The organism is Nitrospirota bacterium (assembly GCA_030684575.1).
Lineage (GTDB): Bacteria > Nitrospirota > Nitrospiria > Nitrospirales > Nitrospiraceae > Palsa-1315.
In genome coordinates this window covers 32,687-55,257 of sequence record JAUXVD010000003.1, presented here as the reverse complement: position 1 = coordinate 55,257, position 22,571 = coordinate 32,687, and the positions used below count along the sequence as shown (strand labels likewise).

Genomic DNA, 22,571 nt, shown 5'->3' with positions numbered 1-22,571 from the left:
GAATGCCTCGGTCCGCCAGTCATGCTCGCTCAAGTCGAGGGCATTCCCCTATAACACTAAGGATTGAAAGGAAAAAGCAAGATTGGCCGACGAACCACTCCAGCAATGTTCATTTCGAATCTTCGCAAGCATTTTTGAATAACCACGGGATCCTTGATATTGTGCCTCAACCACACGCTCCTTGTCGTTAAGGCCAATCATGACCAAGACTGATATTCTTGATACGTTAGAAAGTCTGAGTAGAGAACGAGGCTACCTCTACTCTCTAGCGCTCATGGTGATGCGTGACCTCTCTGTAAACGTTCTAGAAATATTGGAAATTGACTGGCATGCCAGGATCTCTTTTCGTGAATTTTCCTTCCTCTTCGGTTTACTGGTGAAGCAGCCAATCAACAGAGAACTCCCAAGTTCGGAGGATATTCAGAGGCATATTGATACTACCTACAAGTTGCTGCACCAGCTCCATGAATGCCACATGCTCTTTATCAAAGATAAGATGCCTGAACTCCTAGCAGGAAAAGAGCACAAGACTGAAACAGAACTCGAAAAAGACTTTAAGAAACTAATCGGAAGTGGCGAATGGATGACTGAACCTATTTTCTACGGCGGTTCAGGTGCTTACGGCTTCCAATTTCTTGAGCTAGCAAGAAAACGGTATCAGCTTGATGTACAGTGGCTTGCCGAAAAAAATCAGATTAGCGCCGAAGAAATGGCGGCGCTAGCACAGGAAATCAAAGCGCTTCAAGAAAGAAAAGCGAGAGAACGACCTGCCACTACAAACCATGAAGATGCCTGCCATACAGCCATTGCAATTCTATCTTTGCACGAGGACGAACTGATTTCTGTCAGCAGAAAGGCTCGCAAGTCATTCTTAAAGCATTTCTCTCTGACTCCTGGCACTGCAAACCAAAAATTTGCTGCCCCTGGTAGCTACAACCAGGTCGAATCTCACCCCCTTATCGCTTTAGGCCCTAACGAATACTTCTTGCCCATTTGGTTCAATCTCGCTCAATCAATCTATGAAAGTCCGTTCTATTGGATGCTCAAGGATAGCCAGTATCGAGAAACCTCTTTCAAGCACAGAGGCGATGTGACAGAAGAAATCTGTTACGAGATGCTAGCGGCCATCTGTGGACAGGACAAGGTTTTCAGGAATGTAAAAATCTCTCGAAATAAGGGGGAAACAATATCAGATATTGATGTCCTAGCATTGCTTGGGAGCAAAGCTATTGTTGTCCAGGCCAAGTCGAAAAAGCTGACCGAATTAGCAAAGCAAGGGGATGAAGAACAGCTGCGGTCGGATTTCAAAGAAGGGATCCAGAAAGCCTATGAGCAAGGACTAGTTTGCAGAAATTCCATTTCAGATCGTAACACTGAGCTCACCTCTCTCACAGGGCAAAAGATACAGATCGGTGAGGCCATCAACGATGTTTATATTGTATGCGTCACATCGGACGAGTATCCGGCGGTCATGCATCAAGTCGATGCATATCTCTCGAAAACAACAAATGATCCTTTTCCAATAGTCATAAGCGTTTTTGACCTACAAATTCTGACATTCTACCTCAGCGATCCATTCGACCTCTTTTACTATTTGCGTCAACGGACCAAATTAGCTTCCTACTTTCACGGCGAGGAAATGGCCTTGCTTGGATATCATCTTAATCAGAAGTTATACCCGCGAGAAGGGGCAAACTTCGTAATGGTTGATCAGCAATTCGCTCAACTCATTGATGCCAATTATCCAGCAGCCCGTGGATTTCAGAAGAAAACAGAGGCATATGAAAAGCTCCAACATAAATGGAGAAACACAGGCTTCCAAAAGCTCTTGACTCAAATAAAGTGGTCCTGCCACCCAAGAGTCACCGATAGTGTCTTCCTCCTGCTCGACCTATCCGGCAGCGGTGCCGACTCATTGATGAACGCAATTGAAAAAACTCGGTCTAGGGCTCGGGCAAGGGGCAAACAGCAAATGTTTACAATGATGCTTAGCGAAGGGAAAAGGGGACTCTCCTATCTTGCCGCCCCCAATAACACGACAAACATTGAGGAATCGACCCTCATGTCTGCAATGCTAAAGAAGCACGAGATGAAAGCTGATGAGTGGCTTGGACTGGGCAGCGTGATTGGAAGCGAGGGCTTGGGTGATGCAGTCGTTTACAGTGCAAAACCTTGGATTGAAGATTCGAAGCTCGCCGAGCTATCAAAGGTTGTTATCAAAAATCCAGGTGTTGCCTTGGATAGCCAGATGCAGAAGTTAGGAAGAAATGAACCCTGTTATTGTGGCAGTGGGAAGAAATACAAAAAGTGCCACGGCTTTTGATGGAACAAGAAAGGGGTCGAGGTCAAGAAAATGAAAAAGGAAACGATGTCAGGAACCATTCACTCCACGTGGCGTGTCGCCATTCGTCATTTGTGAACCGTCGGTCGTTGTTCGCCACTTCTCCACCGCATTTCTCCCCTTCTTTTCCTCTTGCGTAAAAATAATGGTGGGGCTGGGGCTCAGCGCGAACGTTACCGTAGCAGCGGGGCCCCATCGAGGCTCCGCTGAGAAGGAAAGCGGAAACTGACCGAGTCCGCGAGGGAATTTCCGAAGGCTGCCACTCAGCGGAGCCCGATTGGGTCGCTCCGGGAGGTGCGAGAGCAGTTGAGCCCCAGCCCGCATCCACTCACCTTGCCCTTCCGTAAGTCTCTATGTAAGGATTGCCATTGTGATTCGACTGATTGGCCATACCCCCCTACAAGAAAGGGAGATCACCCATGCCACCAAAGATTGAGGTCCCTGCCATTGTGAAAGTGACGAAGGCCGACGACGAATGGAAGAAGCAGCTATCTCCTGCGGCCTATCAGGTGTTGCGTCATGAAGACACGGAGAGGGCGTTTTCGAGTCCGCTCCATGAGAATCATGCATCCGGCATCTACTACTGCGCGGGCTGCGACCTGCCCGCCTATTCGTCTGAGCACAAGTTCGACAGCGGCACCGGCTGGCCCAGCTTCTGGCAGCCGATCGATCCGAAGGTGGTGGAGGCGCGCACCGATTCGAAATTCTTCATGACCCGCACCGAAGTACATTGCGCTCGCTGCGGCGGCCACCAGGGACATATATTCGATGACGGCCCTCAGCCGACCGGACTCCGTTACTGCATCAACGGCGTCTCGCTCAAGTTTGTTCCGGCTTAATTTGCAGGCAGGAGAATAGGCCGCGGCTGCAAGTAACAGCGGGTGGATGGCGCATCCTGATCCGGCATGTGCTTCGTGCACAGAGTCCGGCCCGGTCCCTGTCACCCGCCGGCATGAACCGGGAGATTCTTTATCCTGTAAAGACAGCGCCTAGGAGACCGCCGGTCGACTATCCAGCAGTTCCCGTACCCGATTGGCCAGAACGATTGGTGTGAAGGGTTTCTGAAGAAACTGAATGCCCGTCTCTAAGACCCCATGCTGATCGATCGCATCAGCCGTGTATCCTGACATATAGAGCACCCTCATCTCCGGATAGAGGGGCAGCAGTCGCTCAGCGACCTCTTTGCCGTTCATCCTGGGCATCACCACATCGGTGATCAGCAGGTGAATGGGCCCCTGATGATTCTTGCAAACCTGGAAGGCTTCGTCGCCGCTCTGGGCATCCAGCACAGCGTACCCGCGAGATTCCAGAATAGTCCGCACCAGTTTCCTGACGAGACCCTCATCTTCCACAACCAGAACCGTCTCCGAGCCGTGCGCGGCTTCGGTGTTGGCCGGGAGAGCCGGAGACATGGCGGCGTCCTGTGCGACCCGCGGAAAATAGATACGGAAGGAGGTGCCCTTCCCGACCGCACTCGAGAATGCGATACGGCCGCCGCTCTGCTTCACGATTCCGTAAATCATGGACAACCCGAGGCCTGTGCCTTTTCCGATCGCCTTGGTCGTAAAAAATGGGTCATAGATATGCCGTTGCGTGTCGACGTCCATGCCCTCCCCCGTGTCCGATACCGCAAGCATCACGGAAGGACTGTCTATGCCGTCATAGTCGTCGCGGACTTCCTGATCATGGATGTCGATGTTCTTGGTCGTAATGGTCAGTGTGCCCCCGCAGGGCATGGCATCCCTGGAATTGACGGCAAGATTCATGATCACTTGTTCGACCTGTCCGGGATCGACTTTCACAGAGCCCGCAGTGGGGTCGAGGATCGTCAGCAATTCAATGTCCTCGCCGATCAGCCCTCGTAGCAGCCGCTCCATCGTCGCCACGACATCGTTAAGATTGAGGACCTTGGGAGCCAGTACCTGTCGGCGGCCGAAGGCGAGGAGCTGATGGGTCAGTACGGCGGCGCGATCTCCGGCTTCCTTGATCATCTCGACCTTGGCCTTTTGCGGATCGTCCGAAGCCATCGTTCTGAGGAGCATGAAGCAACAGCCATTGATGACCGTTAAGAGGTTGTTGAAATCGTGCGCAATGCCGCCGGCCAATTGACCGACGCCATCGAGCTTCTGGGCCTCACGCAATCGCTCCTCGAGACGCCGATGGACCGAGACATCGCGAAAAATGATCACCACGCCGATGATCTGCCCCTCTTCGTTACGAATCGGAGCGGCGCTATCATCGATCGGAAGCATGGTTCCATCTTTTCGTTGAAGCAACGTCCCCTCGGCCAGCTCCAGTACGACTCCTTCCTGAATCACCCGCGTGACAGGACTGTCGACGGGAGTATGTGCGTCGCCACGCATGGTCTGAAATATCTCAGACACGGGCCGGTCTGTGGCTTCGGAAAGGGTCCACCCCGTTAGCAATTCCGCGCTGGGGTTGAGGTAGGTGACACGTCCTTCGATATCGGTGGCTAACACGGCATCCCCCACACTATTCAGCGTCGCCGCAAGCCACCGCTCCATCTTTCGCAATTTGGTTTCCGTCTGCTGCCGATAGAGGGCCATCGCAATCGTGTGGTGCAGGTCCCGATCGTCCAACGGCGTCCGCACATAGCCGAACGGTTCCTTGCGTGCCAGGGATTGCACTGCGACCGGGTCGGCATGCGTCGTGGAATATAGAATAGGAATCTGCAATTGCTCGATGAGGTGCTGAGTGGATTCGTGCCGAGCCAGCTCGGTTTGCACCGACGTACTCATGATCACGAGATCCGGGCGAAGAGCCTCGACACGGGCGAGAAGGGTCTCACCGGAATGGACCACCTCGCAGACGGCATAGCCCAATTTCTCCAGCCGCTGCTGAATGTCTGTTGCGGCACAGGCTTCATCTTCAAGCACGAGAATTTTACTGGCAGCCATCATCCTTCCTTTCGTATGGGCCCGAGGGACAGGGAGGCGCACTGATACCGGTCACACATAGCCCCAGCCACCGCCAATGGTTGCAGCCCGGGGCTGAAGATAGCCAAAACCCAAGTCTCCATACCGACAAGGTACGCGCGCAGATTATGCAACCACCGATCAGGTACCCTAAATGTACATAACACTACCTAGGAAGTCGATGCATTTCTGTTCACTATTGCTCACTTTTAGGGCTTAGCTCCGGGCTAGAGGAACAGGGTGAAACAGGCTACTTCTGGAAAACACAAAGGAATGGCCTCGCGCCACGCTTTCCGTATACTCTCGGCGAGCGCTGCTGAACGACACAATCCTCACACATTCCAAAGGGATCACAGACGACGAAAAACATATTGATGGCGATCATGGCAGTGGCGGTAATATTCGTTTCACCTTCCTACGCCGGTGAAGCGCTGACGGGCGGCCACGTCCTCATGTACGGCAAAGAGCAGAAAAAAAAGAAGATAGAGGAGCTGTGAGCTGAGCGGCGAAACGATACTTCCGGTACGTGTCCTCCCTGCCGGCTAGCGATCAGACCCAGAGGGGCGATCGAGCGGCGAGAAGGGCCGGCCTGGGCGGTAGCCATCGGCTGGGTTCAAGGGACGCTGAGGCTTGTATTCATTCGCGGGATTGAACGGGTTGCTGGGAATGAAGCGATTCGCCGGATTGGTGGGGTTACTTGGATCGGAGCGATACCTGGGATTGGGGGTATTCGCTGGCGCGGGATACTTCTCTGCCGGGTTCAGCGGATTGTCCGGCGCTACCAGCGTGGAAGGATTAAAGAAGTTGGAGCGGCGTTCGGATTTCCCAGGGAAGCCGGATTCGGCGAAGCTGGAGGCAGCGGACCACAGTACGAAGGGCAGCACCAAAAGCCACATGCCGACCTCCCGTAGAAGAAACTTCAGTATGATACGAGCCTGCGCCACGCCAGCAAACGGATGCAAGTCTGTCGCAGGGAGCCTGTGATGTCCTCTGCTCGTTTACGATGCACCGCTCGTCCAGGCCTGGCCCTTGTCACCAGGCATAGGATTCCGGTGCGGGCCCGCCAGGTCCGGGGAAAATATCGTCGAGCCGTTTCAGCGTTTCATGGCTCAACGTCAGATTCAGGACGCGCATCGTGCCGTTCAATTGCTCCATCGTGCGCGGCCCGATTATCGGAGCCGTGACGGCCTTTTGGTGCAGCAGCCAGGCCAGCGCCACATCGGCCTGGCATTCTCCTAGCTGGGTGCAGAGTGCACCATACGCCTCCAGCCTGGGGCGATGTGTCTCGATTGCTTTTTTCAAATCCTCGTCAGCACGTCGTCCGACCTTCGTCGGTTCCAATGCCCCGGCCAACAGTCCGCGCGCAAGCGGGCTCCAGGGCATCAGGCCTATCCCATAGGCTTCGCAGGCGGGAATCACTTCCAACTCGATCGTCCGCTCGGTCAAATTATAGAGACTCTGCTCCGACACGAGGCCAAAGAAGTGCCGGCTGCGCGCCATTTCCTGCGCCTGCGCCAGGTGCCACCCGGCGAAATTGCTGCTGCCGACATAGAGGACCTTGCCTTCTCGGACCAACTGCTCCATCGCCTGCCAGATTTCCTCCCACGGCGTCTCCCGATCGACATGATGCATTTGATACAGATCGATACAATCCGTCTGCAAGCGCCGCAGGCTGTCCTCGCAGGCCCGCTTGATGTGGAGGGCCGACAGGCGGGATTGATTCGGCCACTCGCCCATCCGACCGAACACTTTCGTCGCCAACACGACTTTCTCACGCCTCCCCCCACCCTGAGCGAACCAGCGCCCCACGATCTGCTCAGTCCACCCCTCGCCCACCTTCCACCCATAGACGTCGGCCGTGTCGAAAAAGTTGAGGCCCAGTTCCAGCGCTCGATCCATGATGGCGAAACTGTCCGCCTCGCTCGTCTCCGGGCCGAAGTTCATCGTGCCGAGACAGAGTCGGCTAACTTTGACGCCTGACCGACCGAGATGAACGTATTGCATAAGAGCTACTCCTTTTCAGATCTGCGGATAAGACATTCTACACACCCCTCCCCTTTCTTATGCTCCGTTAAGAAAGAAGGCTGATTCCAGGGTCTACCGATCCATCACGGCGTTGTGACTATCCTCATTCATCGACTTCTCCTCATCATGTTTGGCCGGTTTCAGCGTGGAAGTTTTCTTACCCGGCTCTTGCTGTGCAGCGGGAGGAGGGCTGGAGGCTACGCAGCCGGTCATGGTGAGCAAGAATACGGAGAGGGCGAATGTCGGCACAGTGGACATGAGACCTCCTTGATCCTGAGTAGATTGGTATACCGAAGGGGAGCAAGGCGCAGGCCGTTCAATCTCACCGGCTTGCCAGCCGGATTTGGCTAGCTGCGCATGTCCCGGAGTACAGCCCCCGTTGGGTGCGCTGAGACCAAACTCCCGCTCCTTGGGACGCGCTTATTCTGAACTCTTGGCCTCGAAGGAAGTCAGGACCTCGTCTTCGACGGTGTAGCTGATCTCGATGGGGTTACAGCAGACCTCACAGTCTTCGACGTAGGTGTGACGGCGAACCGAAGGATCCAGGACCATTGAAATCTCTTCGCCGCAAAAAGGACAAGTGAAGGAATGTTCCATGACACGAATACGGTACCCCAAACCCCAGTCGCATGACAAATGACGCAAGCAGGGACAGGACAACATGGAAGGGCATCGACATAGTTGCTGCGCTGCCGGATCGCAGGAGCCAGTATGCCGCTACCGGATACCATCACCTGCTCACCGCGCACGGCCTAACCACGAGCGTATCCAGGCGGGGAAACTGCTGGGACAGCGCCTGCGTAGAGCGCTTCTTCGGGACAGTCACGCGTGAGCTCATCTATCGTCGCCCGCTCCTGACGCGGGATCAGGGGACACAGGGCATCGTTGAATATCTCACCGTCTTCTATCGCCGAATGCGCCGAGTATCCACCGAAGTGGGAGAAAATCAGAGTCACCCGGACCGTCACAAGCCGATTTCAGACAACCCGGACATCTCCCTCGCTCTGTCCGACCGAAAGAATTCTGAAGAGAAAATTTTACTCCGCGCTCAAACTCTGATATACCTCTCACACACTGTTCAACATTTTTACATCGAAGGGGGGTGGAGATCACATGGCGACGAAGAAAGCAGCAGCAAAGAAGCCCGTCAAGAAGGCGGCAAAGAAGAAGAAGTAGTTTTTTGAGGGGGCGGCGGCCACGTCGCCCCCTCACTTCTTGCTCCCTCGATATCCCTCAGATCCAAACCGCCGCTCATCGGCAACATTCTCAACCAAACATTCCCCAGCAGAAGTTTCCAACCCTTCGATCACCCGGGTACCGTTACATCACATCGGCATGACCTATCCGATTTCGAATTGAAACGGACGAGCATGTCTGGATACAACCGGATAGGTTCACTTCAATCGTGACGGAATCGTCACGATGGGGTCACCCCCTCACCATCTGAATACTGGATCAGAAATAACGAGATCGATGCAACCGCCACAACATAATCTGAAAGAAGAAGTCTGATAGGGAGAGAACCGAGGTTCGTGGGCAGGGATCACCGACTGAACAGGCAAGAGGCAAAAAAATGGGGAGGTGATGGCCACATCACCTCCCCGACTTTCTTTACACCAGGGGAGAGCCATGGCGTCCAAGAAAGCAGCACGCAGATCATACCATGAACATTCCCAAGGAAGAAGAAAAATTATTTCAATATAATCAATAACTTGAAAAATAATCTTGTCAGGATGCCCTTTTCTGGAGGAGGGACAACAGGCCTCTTACGCACCCTAAACCATGGGATTTTGGTATCGGGAGATGGCAGATTACGCCCGAGGACTCCCCTGGATCACGGAACAGCAGTCGCAAGCTCACTCTGTTGGATAATAGGAAGAACCCTCCAGCCTCCTCGTTGAATGCTTAGGTGAGGAGAACCTTGAGCCATCAAACCCATCTCTTGGTTGCCGGCTAGCCGTTTAGGACGGCTGCGGTGCGGAAGAGCTTTCGGTTTGAGATGGAGCCACGCCTGGCTCGATAGCGGGTGGGACATGCCCTACATCGAGGAGGATGGCGACCAGCATATCGCTCATCACATTCACACCAGACCGGGCTCGGGCAATGATCCAATCCACCGTCATGATGAGTGGAATGGCCGCGACGATGACCTCTGGCGGCAAACCTGCCGCTGAGAGGACAAGCGGCAAGACGATTAGACCGGCTTCAGGAATGCCTGCCACGCCGGCCCCCGCGATGATCGACGCCATGACGATCAAGACCTGATTCGCCAGCGGCAGATCAAAGCCCAGCGCTTGGGCGAGGAAGAGGGCCGCCATCGCTTCATAGAGGGTAATGCCGTCGTTATTGAGGTTCGTACCGACACAGGCCGCGAGGCGCGCCGATTGAGGCGAGATCTGCATACGATCGAGACACCGGAGCGTGACCGGCACGGTGGCGAGGCTGCTGTTACAGGACATGGCGGTCATAATCGCATCGGCTCCCTGCCCCAGGTAGACCTTCGGCGACTTTTTACCCACCAGCCAAGCCACGAGCGGATAGTACAGGAGCGCGTGGATGGCGAGCCCCAGGAGCATGGCCGCGAGAAAAATCCAGAGGACGGTGAAGACGCCGATGCCGGCCTTACCGACGACCTGCGCCACAACCCCGAAGACCGCGAGCGGCACGGCAAGGATGATCCACCCCAATACCTGTACCAGCCAGCCATAGATGCGCTCAATCGCCCGCGCCAGAGTATGGATTGCCCCGCTTTCCTGCCCGGCAGTACCCAGCAAACGGCGAAGCAGAGCCCCGATCGCCAAGGCAAGGAAGACGATGCCGATGATATTGTTGCTGGAAAACGGCGACATGATCGTGCGGGGAATATAGGACGCGAGGTACTCGATTGGACTCTGCGACCCGGTTTGCACCGCCGCAAGGCTGACTGCTGACGGCGGGGAACCAGGCACGAGGTGCAGTAACTCGTCGACGTGGCCATACCAGGTCAGACCCGGCTGCCAGGTATTCATCAACAGGAGACCGATCGTCATGGCCACGGAGACATTGACGAGGCAAATGACCAGCAACTTGAGCCCCTGACGCATCGGAAGGCTCGTGCGGATCAGTGCGTCGAGGATCGCAAAGAAGATCAGAGGAATGGCGAGCATCTTGAGGAGCGTGACGACGAACAGCCCGAGCCGGCCCAGTTGCTCGTTGCGCACACCACCCAGATAGGGTTCTTGACCAAAGACGACACCCAGCAGCCCGCCGCACGTCACGGCAATGAGCACTTGCGTATAGAGCGGGAGAGAAAACCAGCGTGGAGTGGCTTGCATCACGATCTCTTGTGGGCTGCGGAAGAATACCCGTTTCTCGCCTGGAAAGCACTCCGTCTTGAGGAGGGAGAGGAGGTGCTGAGTGCTGAGAAAGCGACCACGTCTGGTTACAGCGCGATTGCGGCCCAGAGCCTCACGACGATCCAAAGGACGAGTGCAATGGCGAGTAGCAACAACATGGCGGTCCCGGCGATGATACCGACCACATAGAGCCTGGCCTGCCTGGTTTCTCGATAGGGCTCTGTCGCAGCGCGGCGCAGGAGTTCGGCGTTTCTGGCGTGACTCCTGAACCAGACGGAGAAAAGATCGCCGACAACGGGAATCGCCCCGACCGTTCCATTGATGAGGAGATTCAAGCTCATGCGGGCGATGACGATCTGCGGAACTTGTAGCCGCGCAGCCAACCCCAGGATGATGGTCCCCATCAGATTGGCCAGCAAGTCGCCGATTCCAGGAATGAGCCCGAGCAAGGGATCGAGGCCGAGATAGAAGGGTGTGCCGGGGATTTTAACGGTGGTATCCAGGATCTTGGCCAAGAGGTCGGCCATCGCCAGCATAGCGTCTCGTTGCGGATCGAGAACAGGTGCCTCCGGAGTCAGCGGTGAGGTTGGCTCAGCCACGGTGCGACCGTGCAGCATGTTCTTTGAGCCAACAACGGTCCATCACGACGAGAAGACCCGCTTGCGCTGCCCGGTGCGCTGCAGCTTCATTCACCACCCCTTCTTGCATCCAAATGGCTTTGGCGCCACACGCAATCGCTTCGTCGACGATTGGAAGGACTTCTTCCGACTTCCTGAAGATATTCACCAGATCGATGGCCTGTGACACAGCGGCGAGTGATGGAGACGCCGGCTCGCCGAGGACTATTGTTTCGTTCGGGTTCACGGGAACTACGCGATACCCTTGCACCTGCATGTAGCTCGCCACCCCAAAGGAAGGCCGCGCCGGATTCGAGGACAGACCCACCACTGCGATGGTGCGGCAGTCACTGAGAACATTGGTGATCGTCTTCTCGTCGGTGTAGTTCATGGGAATGAACAGTACCATGAGTGAATCCGACAGGATAGAGTCTGGTGAAAGGATCGCCCTATTGACGACATAACGGGGACAGGATAGATCACAGGGGAACAACTACGATGGAGGCCTGTATGTGCGCATTGTCACGTCACGTTTGTCACAGATTGATGAGGCGTCTGATCCTCCTTTCCTGTGTACTGTTACCCTGGCCCGTCATGGCTGAGGAGCCTGCCCTTCTTCCCCTCTCGAAAATCGTCCTCTATTCCAGCGGCGTGGGCTACATGCAACATGACGGGACGATACAAAACCGGACGCAACTCGATCTGCGCTTCAACGTCACCCAAATCAACGACATCCTCAAGAGCCTGGTGGTTCAAGATCTCGGCGGAGACACAATCTCGATGGTCACCTATGGATCTCGAGACCCCGTGACCAAAATGCTCGGTAGCTTCGGCGTGAACCTGAACGGCAATCCCACGTTGGGCCAAATCTTGACCCAAGTGCGTGGCGAACGGGTTGAGGTGGCCGCTCCCAATCCTCTGCTGGGCACCATTCTTGGGGTTGAAAAGAAGACCGAGTCGATGTCCGATGGCCAAGCCCGTCGTGTCATCGAGCAAGAATATCTCAACCTCCTCACCGACGAGGGCTTTCGCTCCCTTCCCTTCACACAAATCCAACGGGTCAAGCTGCTGGACCAGGCCTTGAACGCCGAACTGCACCAGGCCTTGGCTGCGCTGGCGTCAAATCATGATGCCCAGAAAAAGACCGTCTCGATTCTGTTCGACGGCACCGGCAGCCGCCAAGCACGTGTGGCCTATGTGACGGAAACACCCGTCTGGAAGACCACCTATCGACTGGTGTTGGATGAAGAGAAGGCCCCCTATCTGCAAGGCTGGGCCATTGTGGAGAACACCACCGAGCAGGACTGGAAACACGTCGCGCTCTCGCTCGTCTCTGGACGGCCTATATCCTTTACCATGGATCTCTATCAGCCCCTCTACAATCCACGGCCAGTCGTCCAGCCGGAGCTCTATGCCAATCTCCTTCCCCAGACATATGGCGACACGATGGACGAACCGAAATCACTGTCGCCTGCGTCTCCTGCCAGGAGTGAGATGAAGAAGGAGCGGTTACTCGGGAAAATGGCGCAAGGCCTCGCCAGTGCACGAGCGAATGCACCGGAGCAGTCCCTTAAGGCATCTGAGATGGACATGGGTCGTCTCGATCAAGGAATCGCTTCTATGGCGATGGGCGAGGATAAGGGCGAGCTCTTCGAATATCGCATCGACCAGCCTGTCACGCTCGCGAAACATACCAGCGCGATGCTGCCGATCGTCGGCCAGAGCCTGAAGGGACAGAAAGTCTCCGTCTACAATCAGACCGTCAACGCCAAACATCCCTTGAACGGGTATCGGCTGACCAACACGTCATCCCTTCATCTGATGCAGGGGCCAATCACGCTCTTCGATAGCGGCAGCTACGCGGGCGATGCGCGCATTGAGGACCTTCCTCCAGGGCAAGACCGGCTGATCAGCTATGCGCTCGACCTCAAGACCGAAGTGGAAGCGACCTTCGTAGGAGGCACACAGGAACTGGCGACGGTCTCCCTGAAGAAAGGCACGATGCTGGTGTCTCGCCGCCTGGTTGAGGACCGGACCTATCTCATCAAGAATCGTGACCAGAAGGCCAAGACCCTCTTGATCGAACAGGCCTACCGTGCCGATTGGAAACTGGTCGAGCCGAAAGAGCCGACCGAACGCACCAGGGATATGTATCGATTCAGCGTGGCAGTCGATCCGGGAAAACGTGCGACATTGCATGTAAAGGAAACGTTACCGATCCAGGAATCTATCCTCTTGATGGAAAGCGGGATCGACCAGATCGCCTACTACCAGCAGGCAAAAGAAATCAGCCAACAGGTCAAAGCGGCCCTGCAACGGGTGGTTCAGCTCAGGAGCAAACTCGACGACACCCGCGCACAACGAACGAGGCTCGAACAGCGTATCGGCGAGATCACCACGGAACATAGCCGCATTCGCGAGAACATGCAGCGGCTCCAGCAGAATTCCGATCTCTATAATCGATATGTGAAAAAATTGGATCTACAAGAGAGCGAGCTGGAGAAACTCCGAAAAGACATCGAAGCCCTCAAGGTCACGGAAGAGGATCAGCGGCGGGAACTCCAGCATTATGTGATGAATCTCGATGTGGCGTAACGCGATGCCGTAGGGGTCCAATACCTTTAATCCGTATGCATGAAACGTCGAATCTCCTCAACGGATACACAGCCGACAAGCTGGTTTCCCTCCGGCGAAATCAGCAAGGGAACGCCGGCCTGGCCAGTCTCGTGCCAGGCCGTCTCCCATGCCTGAACGATGCGGTGACTCTCTTCAGCCTCGCCATCGATGGCCGACTCCCCCGCCAATTGCTGCAAGATCGACGGGTCTGACAGGTCGCGCCCTTCACACCAGAAGGCCCGATAGGCCTGGCGTACGAATTCCATGCCCCGAGCGACATCCTGCCTGAGCAGCGACGCAGCCCATTCGATGGCCAATCTGGTATTCGGCTTGCCCAGCGGCAGGGAGATCACCAGCCCAGGCGCCAATCGTTGAACCATCTGCACTTCGTGCGCCAGCTCCGCTCCCGCCGTACCGCTCCAACGCGCCATCGGCTTCGGCAGATACGGCGCATGCTGCACACCCCGCCAGTCACAACGATCGAGCAGGCTCATCTCATAGAGCCGCTCATGCATCGCATAACAGAACGGACAATTGAAATCGCTATAGAGGATGCCGACATTATCCATAGAGACTCTTTACCAGAAAAACAGCAATGGCGTGATCGTAGCGAAGTCCATTCGCCTCAATCCAACAATCTTTTCGCATCGTTCACAGGGTAAAACCGGCAGAGATCTCCACGTGTCAGGCGCCAAGAACGTGATCGGCCACCCATCGGTTACTTCTCGTTAGTGCCTGTTCTGCCTGGTTCTAAGAGCCTGCTCACCCGCGATTGATGCTATACTTCTGCTAGTCGAGCGTCGAGTAAATCTGAGCTGTTGCACGACACTCGCCAGGTGACAAAGGCATACCATCCGAGAGGATGGGACGCAAAGCCAAGGGACCTAAGCAGGGACGAAGCATGTTCCAGGGTCAGCCTAGCCGCCACATGACCGATCGAGGTTGCACGATCGATAACGGCTATCCCCCCCCTGCTACGTCTCTCTCCCACGGCGCGAACCTGAAGCTCTAACCGGCTCAAATGGAGGTGCCCGATGTTATCCGCCATGCACTCAGCCCTCTCCGGACTCGCGGCCTTTGAGAAAGAGATTGAGGTCACGGCTCATAATGTGGCCAACGTCAATACGAATGGGTTTAAGAAGTCCCGGACAGAATTTGTGGCAGTGGCCTCCGGCGGGGTCCTTCCAGTCGTGCAAAAGGACAACTCCGCCGGTCCTACGGTCTTGAACAACACCGGCTATAATCCTGCCCTCGTCGAGTTATCGAATGTCGATCTCGGGGAAGAAACCGTCAACCAGATCCTTGCACAGCGTGGATTTGAAGCGAATCTCCGCACCCTCCATACAGCGGACGGGATGTTGGGAACCATTTTGGATATGAAAAAATAGTCAGCCCCTGCCTCAAATAGGGGCCCAGCCGGCGAGACCATATCCCGGCTGAGCCCCACGACATTCTTCTCTACCACTACCATTGACCTGACAGCGCCGACCCATTCGCCTCAACGAACGCTCCCAGATTTAAGATAATCCTGAACCGACCGATATGAACTCATCGCATTGATGCGCAATGACCTCTTCACCAAAGGACATCTGCCCAAGATGGCAAAACACGCGCCTCCCCCGTCCAACACACCACAAGCACAGCTCATTCAGACCAAACCGGATGAACTCAAAGTCGGCATGTATGTCGACCTGAACTGTTCCTGGTTTAAGCATCCCTTTGCCAGCAAAACGTTCAAAATAACGTCAGAAAATGAATTGGCGATCATCCGCGGCCTGAAGTTAGGCATCGTGCTTGTCGACCCCGCCTTGTCCGATCGAGAAGGGTCAGATCAGTTACCAACAGAGGATTCCGTGAACGGAGCAGATGGAGCGACCGTTCCTATCGACATCCCGGTACAGGCCAAGTCCTCCTCTGAGAATGCCAGCCCACAGCAGACCATCACCCGATACACCGAGAGCCTGCAGCAGGCTGACGCGGTCTACAAACAGACTCTTACCCAGAGTTCGAAAGCACTTCACGATATCAGGAGCGGCTCAAGTGAGGGTCTCTCTACGGCAAAGGACATGATCAGCAGTCTGGCCGATCTCATCGTAGACGACACCACCTCTGGTGCCATGGGGAGTTTATTGGGCGCCCAGGATCTCGACGATGTTGGGGTCCTCCATGCCATGAACGTCGCCGTGCTCTCGATGATGGTCGGGCGGCAATTTGACCTGAGCCATGAAGACACGCAGATGCTGGGCATTGCCGGTCTCCTGCACGATATCGGCGAACAAAAACTCCCCTCACACCTCCACAATGGAGGCGGCAGCCTGACTGCCGACAACCGGAAGGCCTTTCAGCAACATGTCGATCTCGGGCTCACGATGCTGACACAGTTTCCCGGAATCCCCGATGCCGTCGCCACCATGATCAGGCAGCACCATGAACGGATCGATGGATCCGGCTATCCTGCTCAATTGAAAGGTGAGCAATTGTCATTGCACTCCAGAATTCTCATGGCCGTCGATGAATATGAAAGCCTCATCAATGCGCCGGATGTGTGCAAGAACCTGTCCCCGACTGAGGCGCTCTCGAAGTTGTATCTGAGCGGCAAAACGACATTTTCCGAAGAGGTGATCGTCGCACTGATTCAAGTCTTGAGCGTCTACCCGCCGGGGACGGTCGTCGAACTCTCCGACAAATCTATCGGGCTGGTCATCAGCATCAACCTGCATGCCCGCATGCGCCCGCTGATCATCATGTACGACCCAACGGTCGATCAAACCAACCCGAATATTGCCAATCTCAGCCACGACAACACCAGATCGATCGCACGGAGTATCCCGAGAAGTGAGCTGTCCCACAAGGTATCAGACTATCTCAGCCTGAGCCGGTGGACAGGCTACTTCATCAACTCCTCCCTGGAGGCCCTGCAGGAAGAACAGGCGGCATAACGCGTCATCTGGCGTTGTAAACCGCTCCTGTGTTATGTCAACGGCCATGCCGACACCGCGACTCTTGCTCCTCATCCCTCCGCTCACGCAACTGAATACACCCTATCCCTCCACGGCCTATCTCACCGGCTTTCTCCGTGGTCGTGGGATTGAAACCTCCCAGGCCGATCTCGGCATCGAAATGGTGCTCAAGATCTTCAGCCGATCGGGGCTCCAGGCGGTGTTCGAGCAGGTGCGCGAACGCGAAGATGAGTTGCCCGGTGAAGCCAGGCAGATGCTCGCGGTCGAGCCGGCCTATCTGCATACCATCGAACCGGTCATCGAGTTTCTCCAGGGACGCAATCCCTCATTAGCCCTGCTCCTCGCCCGTCCAGGATACCTGCCTCAAGGCCCCCGCTTTGCCGGCCATCGAGGACGATCCTCGTCAGTCCATGCCCTATCGGAGCAGGATCGCGCCAAACGATTCGCCACCCTCTATCTTGAAGACCTGGCCGATTTGATCCAGGCGACGGTCTCGCCCCATTTTTCCCTGAGCCGCTATGCCGAACATATCGCCAGAGCCGCCTCGTCGTTTGAGACCATCATTGAGGCCGTCGCGGTCCCTCCGACCTTGACGGATCAATTCATGCTCGAGTCCCTGTGGCAGCATCTCGACCGCCACACACCCACTCTCGTAGCGGTCACCGTGCCCTTTCCTGGAAACCTCTACGGCGCCTTTCGTATCGCCCACTCGATCAAGCAACGACGGCCCGACATCACCGTTGCTCTTGGCGGCGGGTATGCCAACACAGAGCTTCGGCGTCTGTCCGATCCACGCGTGTTCGACTATGTCGATTTCGTCACGCTCGACGACGGGGAACGGCCCCTGCTGTCGTTGATCGAACATCTGGCAGGAACCAGGTCGCGGACCACGCTCTGCCGGACGTTCTACCGAGAGAAGGATCGAGTCGTCTTTGCAAACGAGATGTCCGATCGAGAATTCAGTATGGGTGAGGTCGGTTGCCCGACGTATAGCGGGCTAAACCTGGGTCGCTATCTCACCATCTTAGACAGCACCAATCCCATGCATCGCCTCTGGTCGGAAGGTCATTGGAATAAACTGACGGTCGCCCACGGCTGTTACTGGAAGCAATGTACCTTCTGCGATGTCGGGCTCAACTATATCAGTCGCTACGAGATGACGCCGACCGATCGGCTCATCCAGCAGATCGAGCAACTGATTGCCGAAACAGGCCGCCGGGGGTTCCATTTTGTCGACGAAGCGGCGCCTCCCGCTGCGCTGAAGGCCCTCGCCTTGGCCTTGCTTGAACGGGGCATCACCATTTCCTGGTGGGGCAATATCCGTTTTGAAGAAGCATTTTCACCGGACCTCTGCCGCCTGCTGGCTGCCTCCGGTTGCATTGCGGTGACGGCAGGACTCGAAGCCGCCTCCGACCGGTTGCTGGAGAAGATCAAGAAAGGGATTACCGTCGATCAGACGGCACTTGTGGCGGCGGCCTTCAAAGATGCAGGTATCCTGATCCATGCCTATCTTATGTACGGCTGTCCCTCCGAGACCGTCCAAGAAACCGTAGACTCGCTGGAGCGGGTCCGTCAATTGGTCGCGGCAGACCTCATGCAATCCGCCTTCTGGCATCGGTTCACCGCGACGGCTCACAGCCCGATCGGCCTCAAACCGGCCGCGCATGGGCTGCGTATCCTCGGACCGACGTTTCAGGGGTTCGCGGAAAATGACCTTCAGCATGAGGACCGGGAGGGCGAGACGCCTGACTGGCTCGGTGAAGGACTGCGGCGATCGATGCTCAATTATCTGGAAGGAAAGGGACTGACTCTGGACGTCCGCCAATGGTTCGACCATGCCACTCCCAAGCCCCGCGTCTCCTCTACCTGGGTGCCGCGTCTCCTCAAGGGCCGAGTGGTTGAAGATGATCCAGGGGCAGAACGGCGGTTTGTGTGGCTAGGTGGGCAACCAGTCTGTGAGCCGGTTGGAAGAAGAACAAGATTGATTCTGCCTGGACGGATGAGCGATCGCGCAGTTACCCTCCCCACCCCACAGGCTGAGTGGCTGAACGATCTGATCCTGCAATCCACTCCGCACCACAATCCTTCCCGTCCCTACCCGCTGCTCCGGGACTCGAAGCCGGCCTTTCCAGGCACGGCCCGGGAGTTCGATTCCTTTCTCAAAACGACAGCCTGGAAGCAGGTGCGGGCTGCAGGCCTCCTGCTCGTGTAGACCTGAATCGTATCAGCCTTCCGGAATACTCAACCTTGCCTGCTAGAAAAAATCCGTCTCCTGACAGATCTCTGCACTAGGGCTGCTGATACGCAGAGAACTAGTCGCGGGGTGCATACATGATCAATCCCATCCCGAGCAGACACAGCGCAGCTCCCATGCTGTCGAACCGGTCCGGTCTCGTGCCATCCATCGCCCAACCCCAAAGAAGCGACAGAACAATGAACATGCCACCATAGGCCGCATAGACTCGGCCAAAATGGGCCGTTTGGAATGTCGGGACGATGCCGTACAGAATCAGAACGGCCGCTCCCGCGATCCCGTACCAGACCGGTCGCCCTTCGCGGAGCCAGAGCCACACAAGATATCCGCCACCGATCTCGCATAGACCGGCGAATATATAGAGCCCCATTGATGACACGATAGACATCTGCGCCTTCCTTATGGTGTGAGTGGGACCAACCGCCGGCCGCCGATCCGTCCGTAGAGCGCCGGGATGACTAACAGGGTTAACATCGTCGCTGTGACCAGGCCTCCGATGACCACCGTGGCAAGGGGCCGTTGGACTTCGGCTCCCATGCTGGTGGCCAACGCCATGGGGAGAAAGCCGAGGCTCGCGACGAGTGCCGTCATCAATACGGGCCTGAGCCGGTCCATCGCACCCTGCACGATTGCCTGATCGGTCGGAAGCCCTTCTCCTTCGAGTTGCCGGATGTGGCTGACCAGCACCACACCATTGAGCACCGCAATGCCAAACAGGGCAATGAATCCGATGATCGCTGAAATACTGAGTGGCAGCCCGCGGAGCCAGAGGGCCAGAATCCCGCCGGATAAGGACAATGGCACATTGAGAAAAATCAGCAGCGCTGGTCGCATGGCCCCGAAGATGACCGACAGCACACCCAGAATCATGAGAAGAGTGATGGGCACGATCACCGCCAACCGGCTCGTGGCTTCTTGAAGATGTTGAAACTGTCCACCCCAGGTCAATTCGTACCCTGTCGGGAGCGAGACCTCGCGTGCCACCGCATGCTGTGCCTCCGTCACGAAACTCCCTAAGTCCCTTCCCCTGATGTTGTTCTCCACCACGATACGTCGCTGCACATGCTCCCTGCTGATTTGAGCCGGTCCCGTGTCCACCCGAATGGCCGCCACCCGGGAGAGAGGGACGAGTTCCCCATGACTCGTTGGGATGAGCAGATTGCCCAATGCAGCAGGATCGGCAGAGACGCTATCGGCTAAGCGGACGACGAGGTCAAAACGTCGTGGCCCCTGCACGACAGTGCCGACGACATGTCCCACGCGTGTGGCCTGGACAAGGGTGAGCACCTCATCTGCCGTGAGTCCGTACCGTGCGATCTGAGCCCGATCCACAATGACTCGTAGCAGTGGAAGTCCCGCGACCTGTTCGACTTTGACGTCTGCGGCGCCGCGCACAGTTTCCAAGACACGCGCGACGGACTCGGCCTGCTGCCTGAGCACGTCCAGGTCAGGCCCGAAAATCTTGACAGCAAGATCGGAGCGTGTCCCCGCGATCAATTCATTGAACCGCATCTCAATCGGTTGCGTAAAACCGAGGCCTACGCCTGGCACCGCGTCAAGAATGGCAGGCCTCATCCTGGCGATCAGGTCCTCGCGACTGCCGGCAGTCGTCCATTCTTGCCGCGGCTTGAGGATGACAAACACATCGGACAGCTCCACTCCCATCACGTCGGTTGCCACCTCGGGACTCCCGGTCCTGGTCACCACCTGCAGGACTTCTGGAAATGTGAGCAGCACCTTTTCGACATCTACGGCATTCCGGACCGATTCACTCAGCGACACGCTGGGCAGTCGCCACACTTGAATCGCCATATCTCCTTCGTCGAGTCGAGGCACAAACTCAATGCCCAGCCATGTGCCGATCCCGAGGCTCACGACAAACAGCCCGACGGCCGGCGTGACCACCCAGGCCGGGCGCGCCACTGCCCACCTGAGACAGGGTTCGTAGAGGCGACGCAGCATTCCAATCACACGGGTGTCCTCATGCCCTGCGGTAGCCCGCACAAACCAGAAAGCGAACAGCGGAGTGACCGTCACCGCGAGGAGCAGAGAGCCGGCCAGCGCCAGGATAACGGTCAGCGCCATCGGACGGAACATCTTTCCCTCGATCCCGGTCAGCGCGAGGATCGGCACGTACACGAGAATGATGATACCGACGGCAAGGGTCATAGGCCAGAGGACCTCGCGGCCGGCTGCCAAAATCTCACTCAGCCGCTCTTCTCGGCTCATGACGCCTTTCTTCGCCAATCGTCGGAGAATATTGTCCACCATCACGACTGAGCCATCCACGAGCAAGCCGAAGTCGATGGCACCGAGACTCATGAGGTTGCCTGAGATCCCGGCCTGCATCATCCCGCTGAACGCAATTAGCATTGACAAGGGAATGGCGGACGCCACGATGACCCCTGCGCGGAGATCGCCAAGAAAGAGGAACAACACGGCAATGACGAGGAGTCCACCTTCGAGCAGGTTGTTGCGCACGGTCTGGATCACCTTCGACACTAATATTGTTCGATCGTAGTAGGGTTCGATGGTCACTCCCGGAGGGAGGGTCGCTTCAATCTCTCTCACCCTGGCTTTGACCAGCTCGACGACCATTTGCGCATTCTCGCCCGCCAACATCTGGACCATGCCGATGACGGTTTCACCCTCTCCCATTGCGGTCGCTGCGCCGATGCGGAGCGCCGACGCCTCCTTCGCCTCCGCGAGGTCCGAGATGAAGATCGGAACTCCCCCTGGGCCATGCGCCACGACAATCCTCGCAAGATCGGCCACCTGCGTTGCCAGGGCTTCTCCGCGAATGAGCAATTGTTCGCGTTGATGCTCGATATAGCCGCCGCCGGCGATGGCGTTGTTGCGTTCAAGCGCCTCGAACACCTGCCGAAGCGAAAGATTGAAGGACTGGAGCTTCGCTGGATCCACCGCAACCTGGAACTGTTGAGGTTCTCCCCCCCAAATGTTCACTTCGACGACCCCCGGTACGGTCCGCAGCCTCATTCCAATATCCCACTCAAGAAGCGTTCGGAGGGCCATGGGACTGTAGCCCTTTCCTCTCAAGGTAAATTGATAGACCTCGCCCAATCCTGTCGTCAGGGGTCCCATAACAGGCCTGCCATACTCGACCGGGATACGTTCCATCGCGCGGGTCAGCCGCTCGGTCACCAACTGCCGCGCGCGGTAGACATCCATCCGATCTTCGAAAATCGCAGTGACGGCCGAGAGCCCATAGCGAGACACCGATCGAAGTTCGCGCAGGGCGGGCAATCCGCTCAACGAAGCTTCAATGGGGAACGTGATGAACTGCTCCACTTCAACCGGGCCAAGCGCCGGTGATCGTGTCAGGATTTGAACCTGGACCGGCGTCAGATCCGGCATGGCATCAATGGTAAGGTGATTGAAAGACCAGAGGCCGACGACGATGACAAGACTCATCGCGACCAGGGTGAAAAAACGGTAGCGCAGCGAAAGGATAAACAGCCGTTCCATC

19 protein-coding genes and 1 riboswitch are annotated in these 22,571 nt (G+C 56.4%); of the genes, 8 read left to right on the top strand and 11 right to left on the bottom strand.

The features are described 5' to 3' along the window. Positions 1 to 199 precede the first annotated feature (199 nt). Both Q8N00_00585 and msrB read left to right on the top strand, forming a co-directional pair. Complete coding sequence (locus Q8N00_00585) at positions 200 to 2,323, top strand: SEC-C domain-containing protein (protein ID MDP2381279.1); 2,124 nt, start codon at positions 200 to 202, stop codon at positions 2,321 to 2,323. Between the two features lie 437 nt (positions 2,324 to 2,760). Next, positions 2,761 to 3,180 (top strand): peptide-methionine (R)-S-oxide reductase MsrB, encoded by a 420-nt coding sequence (gene msrB, locus Q8N00_00580; GenBank protein MDP2381278.1) that lies wholly within the window; start codon positions 2,761 to 2,763, stop codon positions 3,178 to 3,180. A 150-nt stretch (positions 3,181 to 3,330) separates the two neighbouring features. On the opposite strand, the gene Q8N00_00575 is transcribed toward msrB, so the two are convergent. Further along, the gene (locus Q8N00_00575) at positions 3,331 to 5,259 is read right to left on the bottom strand and encodes a response regulator (GenBank protein ID MDP2381277.1); all 1,929 of its coding nucleotides are present in this window, start codon (positions 5,257 to 5,259) and stop codon (positions 3,331 to 3,333) included. Between the two features lie 392 nt (positions 5,260 to 5,651). Between Q8N00_00575 and Q8N00_00570 the strand changes: the two genes are divergently transcribed. Continuing rightward, the gene (locus Q8N00_00570; protein MDP2381276.1) at positions 5,652 to 5,774 is read left to right on the top strand and encodes a hypothetical protein; all 123 of its coding nucleotides are present in this window, start codon (positions 5,652 to 5,654) and stop codon (positions 5,772 to 5,774) included. Between the two features lie 45 nt (positions 5,775 to 5,819). Here the strand turns inward: Q8N00_00570 and Q8N00_00565 are convergent, their stop codons facing one another. From Q8N00_00565 to Q8N00_00550, 4 genes are all read right to left on the bottom strand, one after another. Next, positions 5,820 to 6,173, bottom strand: a complete 354-nt coding sequence (locus Q8N00_00565) for a hypothetical protein (GenBank protein ID MDP2381275.1) — start codon at positions 6,171 to 6,173, stop codon at positions 5,820 to 5,822. A 136-nt stretch (positions 6,174 to 6,309) separates the two neighbouring features. Continuing rightward, complete coding sequence (locus Q8N00_00560) at positions 6,310 to 7,281, bottom strand: aldo/keto reductase (protein ID MDP2381274.1); 972 nt, start codon at positions 7,279 to 7,281, stop codon at positions 6,310 to 6,312. Positions 7,282 to 7,374: 93 nt separating this feature from the next. Next, positions 7,375 to 7,560 (bottom strand): hypothetical protein, encoded by a 186-nt coding sequence (locus tag Q8N00_00555; protein MDP2381273.1) that lies wholly within the window; start codon positions 7,558 to 7,560, stop codon positions 7,375 to 7,377. 162 nt (positions 7,561 to 7,722) lie between these two features. Then, positions 7,723 to 7,899, bottom strand: coding sequence for a CPXCG motif-containing cysteine-rich protein (locus Q8N00_00550; protein MDP2381272.1), 177 nt, complete (start codon positions 7,897 to 7,899; stop codon positions 7,723 to 7,725). A 32-nt stretch (positions 7,900 to 7,931) separates the two neighbouring features. Here Q8N00_00550 and Q8N00_00545 point away from each other — a divergent pair, with 32 nt between their 5' ends. After that, positions 7,932 to 8,486: a hypothetical protein gene (locus Q8N00_00545; GenBank protein MDP2381271.1), complete on the top strand. Its 555-nt coding sequence runs from the start codon at positions 7,932 to 7,934 to the stop codon at positions 8,484 to 8,486. Between the two features lie 777 nt (positions 8,487 to 9,263). Here the strand turns inward: Q8N00_00545 and Q8N00_00540 are convergent. From Q8N00_00540 to Q8N00_00530, 3 genes are all read right to left on the bottom strand, one after another. Continuing rightward, positions 9,264 to 10,616 carry a dicarboxylate/amino acid:cation symporter gene (locus tag Q8N00_00540; GenBank protein MDP2381270.1) on the bottom strand — a complete coding sequence of 451 codons (1,353 nt, stop codon included), beginning with the start codon at positions 10,614 to 10,616 and terminating at the stop codon, positions 9,264 to 9,266. 107 nt (positions 10,617 to 10,723) lie between these two features. Beyond that, positions 10,724 to 11,173: a DUF4112 domain-containing protein gene (locus Q8N00_00535; protein ID MDP2381269.1), complete on the bottom strand. Its 450-nt coding sequence runs from the start codon at positions 11,171 to 11,173 to the stop codon at positions 10,724 to 10,726. 55 nt (positions 11,174 to 11,228) lie between these two features. After that, positions 11,229 to 11,663, bottom strand: a complete 435-nt coding sequence (locus Q8N00_00530) for a CoA-binding protein (protein MDP2381268.1) — start codon at positions 11,661 to 11,663, stop codon at positions 11,229 to 11,231. A 185-nt stretch (positions 11,664 to 11,848) separates the two neighbouring features. Between Q8N00_00530 and Q8N00_00525 the strand changes: the two genes are divergently transcribed. Next, entirely contained in the window at positions 11,849 to 13,849 is a 2,001-nt protein-coding gene (locus Q8N00_00525) for a hypothetical protein (protein MDP2381267.1), read from the top strand. Positions 13,850 to 13,875: 26 nt separating this feature from the next. Here Q8N00_00525 and Q8N00_00520 read toward each other — a convergent pair whose 3' ends face one another. Next, positions 13,876 to 14,439 carry a DsbA family protein gene (locus Q8N00_00520; GenBank protein ID MDP2381266.1) on the bottom strand — a complete coding sequence of 188 codons (564 nt, stop codon included), beginning with the start codon at positions 14,437 to 14,439 and terminating at the stop codon, positions 13,876 to 13,878. A 265-nt stretch (positions 14,440 to 14,704) separates the two neighbouring features. Continuing rightward, a riboswitch (cyclic di-GMP riboswitch) is annotated at positions 14,705 to 14,799 on the top strand. Positions 14,800 to 14,904: 105 nt separating this feature from the next. On the opposite strand from Q8N00_00520, the gene Q8N00_00515 reads away from it, so the two are divergent. The 3 genes from Q8N00_00515 to Q8N00_00505 all read left to right on the top strand — a co-directional run bounded on the left by Q8N00_00515 (position 14,905) and on the right by Q8N00_00505 (position 19,042). Beyond that, a complete protein-coding gene (locus tag Q8N00_00515; GenBank protein MDP2381265.1) occupies positions 14,905 to 15,258 on the top strand; it encodes a flagellar basal body rod C-terminal domain-containing protein in 354 nt (117 codons plus the stop codon). 210 nt (positions 15,259 to 15,468) lie between these two features. Continuing rightward, on the top strand, positions 15,469 to 16,809 hold the full coding sequence (locus tag Q8N00_00510; GenBank protein MDP2381264.1) for a DUF3391 domain-containing protein: 1,341 nt from the start codon (positions 15,469 to 15,471) through the stop codon (positions 16,807 to 16,809). 46 nt (positions 16,810 to 16,855) lie between these two features. Then, positions 16,856 to 19,042, top strand: coding sequence for a radical SAM protein (locus tag Q8N00_00505; protein ID MDP2381263.1), 2,187 nt, complete (start codon positions 16,856 to 16,858; stop codon positions 19,040 to 19,042). A gap of 100 nt (positions 19,043 to 19,142) precedes the next feature. On the opposite strand, the gene Q8N00_00500 is transcribed toward Q8N00_00505, so the two are convergent. Next, positions 19,143 to 19,472: a YnfA family protein gene (locus Q8N00_00500; GenBank protein MDP2381262.1), complete on the bottom strand. Its 330-nt coding sequence runs from the start codon at positions 19,470 to 19,472 to the stop codon at positions 19,143 to 19,145. Positions 19,473 to 19,483: 11 nt separating this feature from the next. Continuing rightward, a complete protein-coding gene (locus Q8N00_00495; protein ID MDP2381261.1) occupies positions 19,484 to 22,570 on the bottom strand; it encodes a CusA/CzcA family heavy metal efflux RND transporter in 3,087 nt (1,028 codons plus the stop codon). Between the last annotated feature and the right edge of the window lies 1 nt (position 22,571).

Bases quoted from the DNA above. Each gene is read 5' to 3' on its own strand.
- Q8N00_00585 (MDP2381279.1), top strand. From the start codon at position 200: ATGACCAAGACTGATATTCTTGATACGTTAGAAAGTCTGAGTAGAGAA.
- msrB (MDP2381278.1), top strand. From the start codon at position 2,761: ATGCCACCAAAGATTGAGGTCCCTGCCATTGTGAAAGTGACGAAGGCC.
- Q8N00_00575 (MDP2381277.1), bottom strand. From the start codon at position 5,259: ATGGCTGCCAGTAAAATTCTCGTGCTTGAAGATGAAGCCTGTGCCGCA.
- Q8N00_00570 (MDP2381276.1), top strand. From the start codon at position 5,652: ATGGCGATCATGGCAGTGGCGGTAATATTCGTTTCACCTTCCTACGCC.
- Q8N00_00565 (MDP2381275.1), bottom strand. From the start codon at position 6,173: ATGTGGCTTTTGGTGCTGCCCTTCGTACTGTGGTCCGCTGCCTCCAGC.
- Q8N00_00560 (MDP2381274.1), bottom strand. From the start codon at position 7,281: ATGCAATACGTTCATCTCGGTCGGTCAGGCGTCAAAGTTAGCCGACTC.
- Q8N00_00555 (MDP2381273.1), bottom strand. From the start codon at position 7,560: ATGTCCACTGTGCCGACATTCGCCCTCTCCGTATTCTTGCTCACCATG.
- Q8N00_00550 (MDP2381272.1), bottom strand. From the start codon at position 7,899: ATGGAACATTCCTTCACTTGTCCTTTTTGCGGCGAAGAGATTTCAATG.
- Q8N00_00545 (MDP2381271.1), top strand. From the start codon at position 7,932: ATGACAAATGACGCAAGCAGGGACAGGACAACATGGAAGGGCATCGAC.
- Q8N00_00540 (MDP2381270.1), bottom strand. From the start codon at position 10,616: ATGCAAGCCACTCCACGCTGGTTTTCTCTCCCGCTCTATACGCAAGTG.
- Q8N00_00535 (MDP2381269.1), bottom strand. From the start codon at position 11,173: ATGCTGGCGATGGCCGACCTCTTGGCCAAGATCCTGGATACCACCGTT.
- Q8N00_00530 (MDP2381268.1), bottom strand. From the start codon at position 11,663: ATGGTACTGTTCATTCCCATGAACTACACCGACGAGAAGACGATCACC.
- Q8N00_00525 (MDP2381267.1), top strand. From the start codon at position 11,849: ATGGCTGAGGAGCCTGCCCTTCTTCCCCTCTCGAAAATCGTCCTCTAT.
- Q8N00_00520 (MDP2381266.1), bottom strand. From the start codon at position 14,439: ATGGATAATGTCGGCATCCTCTATAGCGATTTCAATTGTCCGTTCTGT.
- Q8N00_00515 (MDP2381265.1), top strand. From the start codon at position 14,905: ATGTTATCCGCCATGCACTCAGCCCTCTCCGGACTCGCGGCCTTTGAG.
- Q8N00_00510 (MDP2381264.1), top strand. From the start codon at position 15,469: ATGGCAAAACACGCGCCTCCCCCGTCCAACACACCACAAGCACAGCTC.
- Q8N00_00505 (MDP2381263.1), top strand. From the start codon at position 16,856: ATGCCGACACCGCGACTCTTGCTCCTCATCCCTCCGCTCACGCAACTG.
- Q8N00_00500 (MDP2381262.1), bottom strand. From the start codon at position 19,472: ATGTCTATCGTGTCATCAATGGGGCTCTATATATTCGCCGGTCTATGC.
- Q8N00_00495 (MDP2381261.1), bottom strand. From the start codon at position 22,570: ATGGAACGGCTGTTTATCCTTTCGCTGCGCTACCGTTTTTTCACCCTG.